This window comes from Parasphingorhabdus sp. (assembly GCF_049667325.1).
Taxonomy (GTDB): Bacteria; Pseudomonadota; Alphaproteobacteria; order Sphingomonadales; family Sphingomonadaceae; genus Parasphingorhabdus.
Genome location: NZ_JBATHY010000209.1, coordinates 1 through 9,072, shown reverse-complemented (window position 1 = coordinate 9,072; position 9,072 = coordinate 1). Strand labels below are relative to the sequence as shown.

At 57.8% G+C, this 9,072-nt stretch carries 6 protein-coding genes and 1 pseudogene; 3 read left to right on the top strand and 4 right to left on the bottom strand.

The annotated features are described in order from the left end of the window. A partial coding sequence (locus WBM93_RS09505) for a putative bifunctional diguanylate cyclase/phosphodiesterase (RefSeq protein ID WP_424431273.1) occupies positions 1 to 1,770 on the top strand: 1,770 nt, incomplete at its 5' end. A gap of 46 nt (positions 1,771 to 1,816) precedes the next feature. On the opposite strand, the gene WBM93_RS09500 is transcribed toward WBM93_RS09505, so the two are convergent. Both WBM93_RS09500 and WBM93_RS09495 read right to left on the bottom strand, forming a co-directional pair. After that, positions 1,817 to 3,358, bottom strand: coding sequence for a trypsin-like peptidase domain-containing protein (locus WBM93_RS09500; RefSeq protein WP_424431271.1), 1,542 nt, complete (start codon positions 3,356 to 3,358; stop codon positions 1,817 to 1,819). A gap of 104 nt (positions 3,359 to 3,462) precedes the next feature. Further along, entirely contained in the window at positions 3,463 to 5,628 is a 2,166-nt protein-coding gene (locus tag WBM93_RS09495; RefSeq protein WP_424431269.1) for a primosomal protein N', read from the bottom strand. Between the two features lie 65 nt (positions 5,629 to 5,693). Here WBM93_RS09495 and WBM93_RS09490 point away from each other — a divergent pair, with 65 nt between their 5' ends. Further along, the gene (locus tag WBM93_RS09490) at positions 5,694 to 6,374 is read left to right on the top strand and encodes a DUF4197 domain-containing protein (RefSeq protein WP_424431267.1); all 681 of its coding nucleotides are present in this window, start codon (positions 5,694 to 5,696) and stop codon (positions 6,372 to 6,374) included. A gap of 34 nt (positions 6,375 to 6,408) precedes the next feature. Here the strand turns inward: WBM93_RS09490 and WBM93_RS09485 are convergent, their stop codons facing one another. Continuing rightward, positions 6,409 to 7,776: a serine hydrolase domain-containing protein gene (locus tag WBM93_RS09485; protein ID WP_424431266.1), complete on the bottom strand. Its 1,368-nt coding sequence runs from the start codon at positions 7,774 to 7,776 to the stop codon at positions 6,409 to 6,411. A gap of 227 nt (positions 7,777 to 8,003) precedes the next feature. Between WBM93_RS09485 and fsa the strand changes: the two genes are divergently transcribed. Then, positions 8,004 to 8,657, top strand: a complete 654-nt coding sequence (gene fsa / locus WBM93_RS09480) for a fructose-6-phosphate aldolase (RefSeq protein ID WP_424431264.1) — start codon at positions 8,004 to 8,006, stop codon at positions 8,655 to 8,657. A gap of 85 nt (positions 8,658 to 8,742) precedes the next feature. Here fsa and WBM93_RS09475 read toward each other — a convergent pair. After that, positions 8,743 to 9,072, bottom strand: a pseudogene (locus WBM93_RS09475) (penicillin-binding protein activator); the annotation flags it as partial.

Sequence of the window (9,072 nt, the reverse complement as noted above, 5' to 3'; positions counted from 1 at the left end):
TTCGCGGATGAGATATTTGCGCAGCATGAACTAACGGAATCCGCTGAGACCGTGAAACTGCTGCTCAATGATTTTGAAGAACAATCATCCAACTGGCTTTTCTCCGTCGATCGCGGAGGATTTCTGTTAGATGTTTGTGACCGTTTTGCAGAAGTTGCCCATCGTTCCGTTGCGGATTTGAACGAGTCGCTTTTGGTCTCGCTTCTTGACGAGGAGGAAGACCGCCGCATGCTGACCAACTATATTTCACAAGGCGTGTCATTTCCTGCGATCATGGTTGCCGTCACCATCGATGATGAAGTGCACTGGTGGCAGATTAGTGGTCGTGCCACCAAGGAAGGCGCGGGCGAACTCGGCGTTGCGATGAGGGGGGTTATTTCCGATATGACCGCTCAAAAGTCCGCCGAAGAGAAAGTCCGTTACATGGCCCATTTCGACGGCTTGACGGATCTTCCTAACCGGAGGTTTTTTACCGATGCGTTGAACCGGGCCGTCCATCGCGCACAGCCCGAAGACAAGATTGCATTGCTGCTGTTCGATCTCGATCATTTCAAAGCAATCAATGACACATTGGGACACCCTATAGGTGACAAATTCTTGACAATGGTTTCCAGGCGACTGGAAAATATCGCCAAGTCAAATGATACGCTCGCCCGGATCGGAGGTGATGAGTTTGCCCTTCTCCTGAGCGGGGAGCGAGCAGAATTTGCCGAAGACATAGCAAATATGGTTGTGAACGCGGCCTGCAAGCCGTTTCTGATCGATGACCATAATGTCGTCAGCAGCGCCAGCGTCGGTCTGGCACAATGGACAAAAGACATTACAGAGCCGGACATATTGGTGAAATATGCAGACCTCGCGCTATATTCGGCGAAGCGCTCCGGGCGCAATCGCGTTGCCATTTTTGAAAAGGAAATGGATGTTGTCGCGGAACAGCGCCGAAAATTGGAACTGGATCTGCGAGCATCATTTGCGGATCAGGAAATGCGCTTGCATTATCAGCCAGTGATTGACCTGAAAACACTCAAACAGACCGGTTTCGAGGCGCTTTTGCGATGGGAACATCCGGAACGCGGGGTGGTCATGCCCAATGACTTCATCTCGGTCGCTGAAGAAACCGGAATGATCGTTCAGCTTGGCGAATGGGTTATTCGCCAGGCTCTGGAAGATGCTGCGCAATGGGATGAAGCGCTGAGTGTGGCGGTTAACCTGTCTCCTTCCCAGATGCGCAGCACCAACCTGATCCCGACAATCGTCAATGCGCTTGCGCAGACGGGCATCGCCCCCGAGCGCATGGAACTGGAAATCACCGAAAGCATTTTGATGCAGGACAGTGACGTCAATATCCGCACTTTGCACAGCTTGAGGAAACTGGGCGTTCGCATTTCATTGGATGATTTTGGTACTGGATATAGTTCACTCAACTATTTGCGGAGCTTCCCCTTCGACAAGATTAAAATTGACCGCTGCTTTGTCAACGAGATTGATTCCCGGGATGATTGTAGAGCCATCATCAAATCGGTGATCAGCCTCGCCAAAAATCTTGGCATGACGACAACGGCCGAGGGTGTTGAGCGGCAGGAACAGGTCGAGGACCTTCGGATACTGGGCTGTGACCAGGTTCAGGGATATCTATATGGCAAGGCCGAGGCACTGGACAATTGCACCGATTTGCGTCCGGCGGAAAAATGGGTTCCCCGGGTCGGGTCGGTTTCTTTGTCAGCGGCGCAAGATCCGAGCAGTTCGGAAACAAGACGAAAGCGTGCTTGACGCATAATATCCGTGAAACCGGTGTCCGCATGCCGGTCCGGCCCGTCTAGTTTTCCACCCTTTTGCATTCGTAAACCAGTCGCTCGTTCGTCTGTCCCGGCAATTCCGCTCTGATTGCCTTCACCATATCCTCGATATCGGCCAGCGCCTTGTCGTCTGTCGTGCAGGCCTTGTTGCCATATTTCGCGCGGATCGCCCGCGCTCTGGTCATCGCATCCAGCCCCATCAGGTAGCGTTCCTCGGTAAATTCGCTCCGATCCGGCCGGAAGCTGCTGATGGTGATGGTCTGTTCCTCGTTGGGGACAAATATTCGCGACCATTTGGCGCCATCGCGGCCATATTGGGTGCGGCCGTTGACACAGCCGCCATCGGCCCATTCTAGCGGCAGTTCCACTTCCTGTGACACCGTGATCCGGCTGCGTTGCGGATTGATGGTGCATTGATATTTGCCCGACGTGGCCGTGCTGGCCTGTTGCGGGACGCTTTTATCCGCATTGTCCTTCAGGGCAACTGCCACACGGTCGTCAATCTCGCTGAAATCCGGTCGGGAAAGGAAGGTAAAAACCGCGGTCAGCAAGAGGATCGCCGCGCCGCCTGCAGCGCCGATTGCCGCGTTGCGTCTGCTCTGCATCATAAGCATGGCTGCGCCGCCTGCTGCCAGCAGCGACAATATCAGCAACAGCGCTGCGATCGCCATGCGGTTTTCGCGTTCGGCGATAACGTCTTGCGATATGCCGGTGCGTAATTTTGCCTCCGCGCGTTCCCGCTTCTCGGCCGCAGCTTCCTTCGCCGAGGCGACCTGCGCACGTGCCGCGATTTCACGCTGTTGTTCTTCAAGGCTGATCTCCGCTGCGGAGCGGCACGGGGTTGCTGTCACGGCCGCCTTCACTCCCGCCTTGCGCAGGAAGCTCAGAATTTCGCGCGCCGATACGGCAAAACCGAATTCGGCGTCATTGCCACTACTCAATGACCCAAAGCTGTTCGCACCCAGCACCCGACCGCAATTGTCGATCAGCGGCCCGCCGCTATTGCCCGACGCAATTGGTGCGGTATGAAGAATCGTGTCGAATTGCTTGGTCGTTCGACCGCCAGACACCGTGCCGGTGGTCTTGACTGGCGACATCGGGTTGATCAGATCGTCCAGATTGAGCCCTTGCGCCCGGTCGACAGACCCGGGATAGCCGACCGCCACAACATCAGCTCCATCGCCCACCTGGCCACCAAAAATCGTCATCGGCGGCAAACGTCCGCCGTCCAGCACCTGGATGAGCGCGAGATCATTGCTTGGAGAATAAGCGATGATCTTGCCGCCGTAGCTGGTCCCGCCCTGCGAAGGGATGATGCCGATGACCACGGAGGATTCCTGCCGCGCGATCTCGACGACATGGGCGTTGGTGATGATCTTGTCCGGTGCAACGACGAAGCCGCTGCCGTGGCCTACAAAAGCAACCTTGTTACCGTCTTTCGCGGCGAGAACTACCCGGACAACCGAACGGCTGGCGGCACTGATATCTGTGGGATCGGCATGGGCAGGGCCGGTGAGCAAAATGGCTGAAACGAGAAAAACTAGCGCTAGGATGCGATTCATGGAGCGGCTTTCAATTTTCTGCGCTCCGCACTTGATGCGGAGCCTTGTGCGGAACCAGCGCTACCCAACCCAAAGCTCCGCATCAAGTGCAGAGCACGATAGGGTCAAACAAAACTATAGGGATCGACATCGACCCCGACGCGCACTGCGCGCGGCCATTCCAGCTTTTCCAGCCATTCGCGCATGATTTGTTGCAGGTCGACGGACCGGAGGGCGTGAACCAGCAGCCGGTGACGATGGCGACCGCGCAGCATGGCTAGTGGCGCCGGTGCGGGGCCAAAGACCGAGAAGCCATCGAGCCTCGGCGCGGTCTGGCCGATCAGGCGAGCGGTCTCCATTGCTTCCTTATTATCCTCGGAAGAGACGATGATCGCCGCCCAGCGTGCGAAAGGCGGTGCCTGCGCCTGACGCCGCGCTTCGATCTCGGCGGCGTAAAATCCCTCCCGGTCGTTCTTGATCAGGGCCTGGATAACCGGTGCGCTGGGCATCCGGGTCTGGACATAAACGTGACCGGGTTTCTCGGCTCGCCCCGCCCGTCCGGCTACCTGAGCGATTTGCTGGAAACTGCGTTCGGCAGCGCGTAGGTCACCGCCTTCCAGTCCGATATCTGCATCTACAACACCGACCAGCGTCAGATTGGGAAAATGATAGCCCTTGGTCACCAACTGGGTTCCGACCACGATATCAATCGCCCCGGCCTCCATCTGGTTGACGAAATCGGCGGCGCGCTGCGGAGACCAGATCGTGTCAGAAGTGACGATCGCCGTGCGGGCTGCGGGAAACAGCATTTTCACCTCGTCGCAAATCCGTTCCACGCCGGGTCCGCAGGCAACAAGACTGTCTTCGTCGCCGCATTCCGGACATTTTTCCGGGATCGGCATGACATGGCCGCAATGATGGCAGGCAAGCCGGCGCGTCAGGCGATGCTCGACCATCCAGGCGGTGCAATTGGGGCAGTCGATCCGGTGGCCGCAGGTTCGGCACAGGGTAAGCGGCGCAAAACCGCGCCGGTTGAGGAATAAAAGCGACTGTTCGCCGCGTTCGAGATTCTCCTCCAGCGCATTGACGAGGGTAGGAGCCAGCCAGTTTCCGCGCGGCGGCACATCCTGCGTCAAATCCAGCGCTTCGATATCAGGCATTGTCGCCCCGCCGAAACGGGCCGGCAGTTCGAGCAGTTCATAATTGCCCTGCTCGACTTGGTGCTGGCTTTCGATCGCCGGAGTGGCGGAGGCCAGAATGACCGGAATCTTCTCGTGCAGGCCGCGCATGACCGCGACGTCGCGGGCGTGATAGCGCACGCCGTCTTCCTGTTTGAAGCTGGTCTCGTGCGCCTCGTCGACGATGATCAGGCCGAGATTGGCATAAGGCAGGAACAGGGCAGAGCGGGCGCCAACGATCACTCTGGCATTGCCCTCGGCCAGGGCCCGCCAGTTTTTCTTGCGCTCCGACTGTTTCATGCCGCTGTGCCAGGCGAGAGGTTCGGCACCGAAGCGGGCATGAAACCGGTTGAGAAACGGTTCGGTGAGCGCGATTTCGGGGAGCAGCACCAGCACCTGCTTGTCCTGGCGGAGCGCTTCGGCAACCGCCTCGAAATAAACTTCGGTCTTGCCCGATCCGGTTACCCCGTCGAGCAGAAAGGGTTTGAACTGCGCCGCGCGCACCGCCTCGATCAGGATGTTGCTGACATTTTTCTGATCTTCGCTGAGATCGACCGAGCCGAAATCGGGAGTCGGCTTGGAGGTCGCCGCAAAAGGAGACACGTCTTCCCGATCAAACGCCCCAAGCTTTTCCAGTCCCCGGATGACGGCGACCGATACATCGGCTTTGAAGGCCAGTTCGCTGATCGTCCCTTGCACGCCGATCAGCTTTTCGAGCGCTTGCTCACGCTGTGCCGTCATGCGGTCCGGAACCGTCCCGTTCAACCGATATTCGCTGATCGGACGATTGTCGGTAAAGGCGGCGCCGCTCGAAAGGACCATGCGGAGCACAGATGCCGGCGAGGCGAAATAATAATCCGCGGTCCACTCGATCAGTCGCCGCAGCGGCGCGCGCAGCGGCGGAACATCGCGAAGCTCGAGCAGGGGGCGCAATTTCTTCGGGTCAATTTCTTCGACCGGAAAGCTCTCGGCCTCCCAAACGACCCCTGGCATTTTACGCGGGCCTAGCGGTGCCATCACTATCGACCCCGGTTCGACCTGCATGCCTTCCGGCACCCGGTAATCAAGCGGACCCAGGGCGGCGTTAAGCAGGAGTACACGGACGCGATTCATATTGATGCTATAGGCAGGGAAATATCATTCGTCATTCTTGCTTTGGCGAAATTTGGAGACCTATCATGATCTATCATCGCCGAGCCGTTCTGGGTATGGGTGCTGCTGCCGGATTGCTGGCACTTCCGGGTTGTTCGAGTCTACCGGGTCTTAGCCTCACCGAAGCCGTCAAACGGCTGCTCACCTTGTCTTCGCAAAATGCCTTTGCCGAAATGCTCCAGCCAAACGGATTTTTCGACAGCCAGATTGCCCGGATTGCGGTACCGGATTCGCTAGGTGGATCGAGGGTCACCAGCATCGCCACCGCCTTGCTCCGTTCAAAGCCGATACAGGACCGCTTGCTCAGGCAGGTCAATCGCGCGGCTGAAGAAGGCGCAGAGCTTGCCGCGCCGATTGTGGCGGAAGCCATCCGCAATATGAGCATCGCCGACGCTGTGGCGATTATCAACGGCGGGCCGCGGGCCGCCACCAGTTTGTTACAGGGTCAACTCGGCGACAGTTTGGTCGACCGTATGTTACCTGGCATCGGCAATGGTCTGAGACTGTTCGACAATGAAATCATCAATATTGTGCTGTCGCAAGCCACCAATGTCGATTTTTCCAGCATCAGCCGCGATGTGACCAACAAGGTCAATGATGCCATCTATCGCTCGATCGGCGCGCAGGAAGAATCGATCCGCGCCAATCCGCGATCAACCAATGATCCGCTGCTGATTACAGTGCTGGGAGCCGGAAAAGCTTTTTGACGGTAGGGGATGATCGGTCGATTGCCAATGCGGTCTAGTTTGCCTTCAACAATTGAACCAGCGGGCGGACGAGGGGGCGCATGGCTTCCTGGCCACCATTATTGAGAAACACATAGACCTCGTCGCTGCGATTCTCGTCGGTGAAGCTAAACAGCTCGAATCCTCGGTCCGAGCCATCCAGATTTGCAGATGGTGTAAGAAAATGCTCGATATAGCGCTGTTCTAGCACGCCGCCTCGCGTCACATGGGAGTAGAAGAGCCTGAGATCGCCGAGGGTGGAAAACATGCCGCCACTGCCCATGACAAGCCAGGAGGTCGGTCCCCAGTTTGGCGGAATGTTGGGTACGCCGACCTGTTTGCCGCCACCAGCCGCAAAATCGGTCAATTTCAACCCTCGACTCTCGCCATAGTTTCCGGTGCGGGCCATTCCCGCTGGGTCGAAAAAATTCTCGCGCAAGAACGGATAATAGCCCTGACCGCTGACCCGCTCGACAATCGCAGCGAGTACCCCGAAGGCCCAGTGTGAGTGCGCATCGCCATTGCCCGGTTCGAACAACAGGGGCGTGGCCATCGTGCGCCGTTCGAATTCGGCCCGGTCGATCCAGCCAAGATCGGCATCCCAGTCGCTGTCATTGACGGGAAAATCGGGAAGCCCGGACTTGCCGGTCATCATCTGGCGCAGCGTCATCCCGGCGCGATCGGCAGGCGCATCGGGAAAATATTGGTCGAGCCGGTCATCGAGGCCTAGTTTGCCGCGTTGCTCGAGCAAATAGATCGCAGCCACGGTGAAATCGATCGGTCGTGAGCCGATGCCGAACACGGTATCGATCGTATTGGCAGTGCCCAGATCGGCGTTGGCCATGCCATAGGCTTTTTCCAGCGCAACCTTTCCGTCTATCGCGACATAGACGACCCCCGACCGGCCGCCTTCCGCCATGAGGGAGTCGATCTCGGATTCCAGAGTTTCGAGCTGGATTGCTGTCGCTTCCGCCATCCGGTCGATCGATAGCGCGGTGATTCCAAATGGCGCGATCTTGGCAAGGGTGACGCGCACCAGATAGGTGGCCGGACCGTCAAATGTCATCACATAGCCGTCATCCTCCTGATCAATCCCGACGCCGCCTGCCTGCGCCGCGGCCGTGCGTATCTGCTCCAGCAGAGTCCGCCGTTCTTCAGGCGTAGTTGCGGCCTGGTAGGTTGGCGCAAATCTGCCGCTTTCAAACTCGGCGATCACATCCGCCAAGGGTTGCTGCGCGGTCCGCTCCAGAGCGAGCAACTGCGCTTCCGCGGTTTGGGCCAGCATCGGTTGGTCGGACGCTGCGATAGACGTAACAGGCTGGGCTGGGGCGATGCCGGGTACATTGGCCAGCATGGCAACCGCGCTTAGGGTTGAAAGACGCATATTCCGAACGACTCCTTTTAGACTACAGTTGTAGTCACTAACATCACACCAAAATATTGCAAGACCGGGACGCAATATCCGGTGCTCACCCATTTAATCCCCCAATTTTTCCCCCAATTTATCCACAGCTTTCTGCCGTTAAAGGCGGGGCCGCAGTTTCACGGCCACTGGAAAGCGGATAGGCAACCGGCAGCAGCCGCCATTTCCTCAAATTTGGAGCCAGAGTGATGAAATTCTTTGTAGATACCGCCGATACGGCGGAAATCGCTGACCTTGCCGCGACCGGGATGGTCGACGGCGTCACCACCAATCCTTCGCTGATCAAGAAATCGGGCCGCGACATCATGGAAGTGACCAAGGAAATCTGCGGCCTGACCGACGGGCCGGTTTCCGCCGAAGTCATCGCGCTCGATCACGAAACGATGATGAAGGAAGCGGAAGTGCTCCGCAAGATCGCGGACAATGTCTGCATCAAGGTACCCCTGACCATCGACGGGCTGAAAACCTGCAAGGCGCTGACCAGCGAAGGCACGATGGTCAATGTGACGCTATGTTTCTCGGCCAATCAGGCGCTGCTCGCGGCCAAGGCCGGCGCCAGCTTCATTTCGCCGTTTGTCGGACGCCATGATGACAACGGCCTCGACGGCATGATGCTGATCGAGGATATCCGGTTGATCTATGACAATTATGCCTTTGATACCGAAATCCTGGTCGCCTCGATCCGCCATCCGATCCATGTGCTGGAGTCAGCACGCATCGGTGCCGATGTCGGGACCATGCCTCCGAATGTCATCCGCGGCCTGTTCAAACATGTGCTGACCGACAAGGGGCTTGAAGGCTTCCTCAAGGACTGGAAAGATACTGGCCAGAATATCGGCTAGCTTTGTGCTCCGCACCTGGTGCGGAGCTCTGTCGATAAATAGCTCTCGTTAGGCTCCGGCTCCGCATCAAGTGCGGAGCACGGTCCTATCGAAATCCCTTGGGCGCAGGATCAACCACGGCAAAGCTGCCGGTGCGAATTTCCTGCACTTCCAGGGCCCGTTCGGAAACGCCGTCGGACTTGAACCGGAAAACACCGTCCAGTCCGATGAATCCGCCAGGGTCGGTGAGCTGGTTTATCGGAAAGGGCGATCCCACTTTCCAGTTGCGCGCCACTTTGACCGTCAGCAGCACCGAATCATAGCCGAGGCTCGACAGCCGGAAAGGTGCCCGGCCATAGCGGGCGCGATATTTGTCGGCATATTGCTTGTAAAGGCTGTCCGAAACACTGGCGAACCATGCGCCGCGGATAGATGG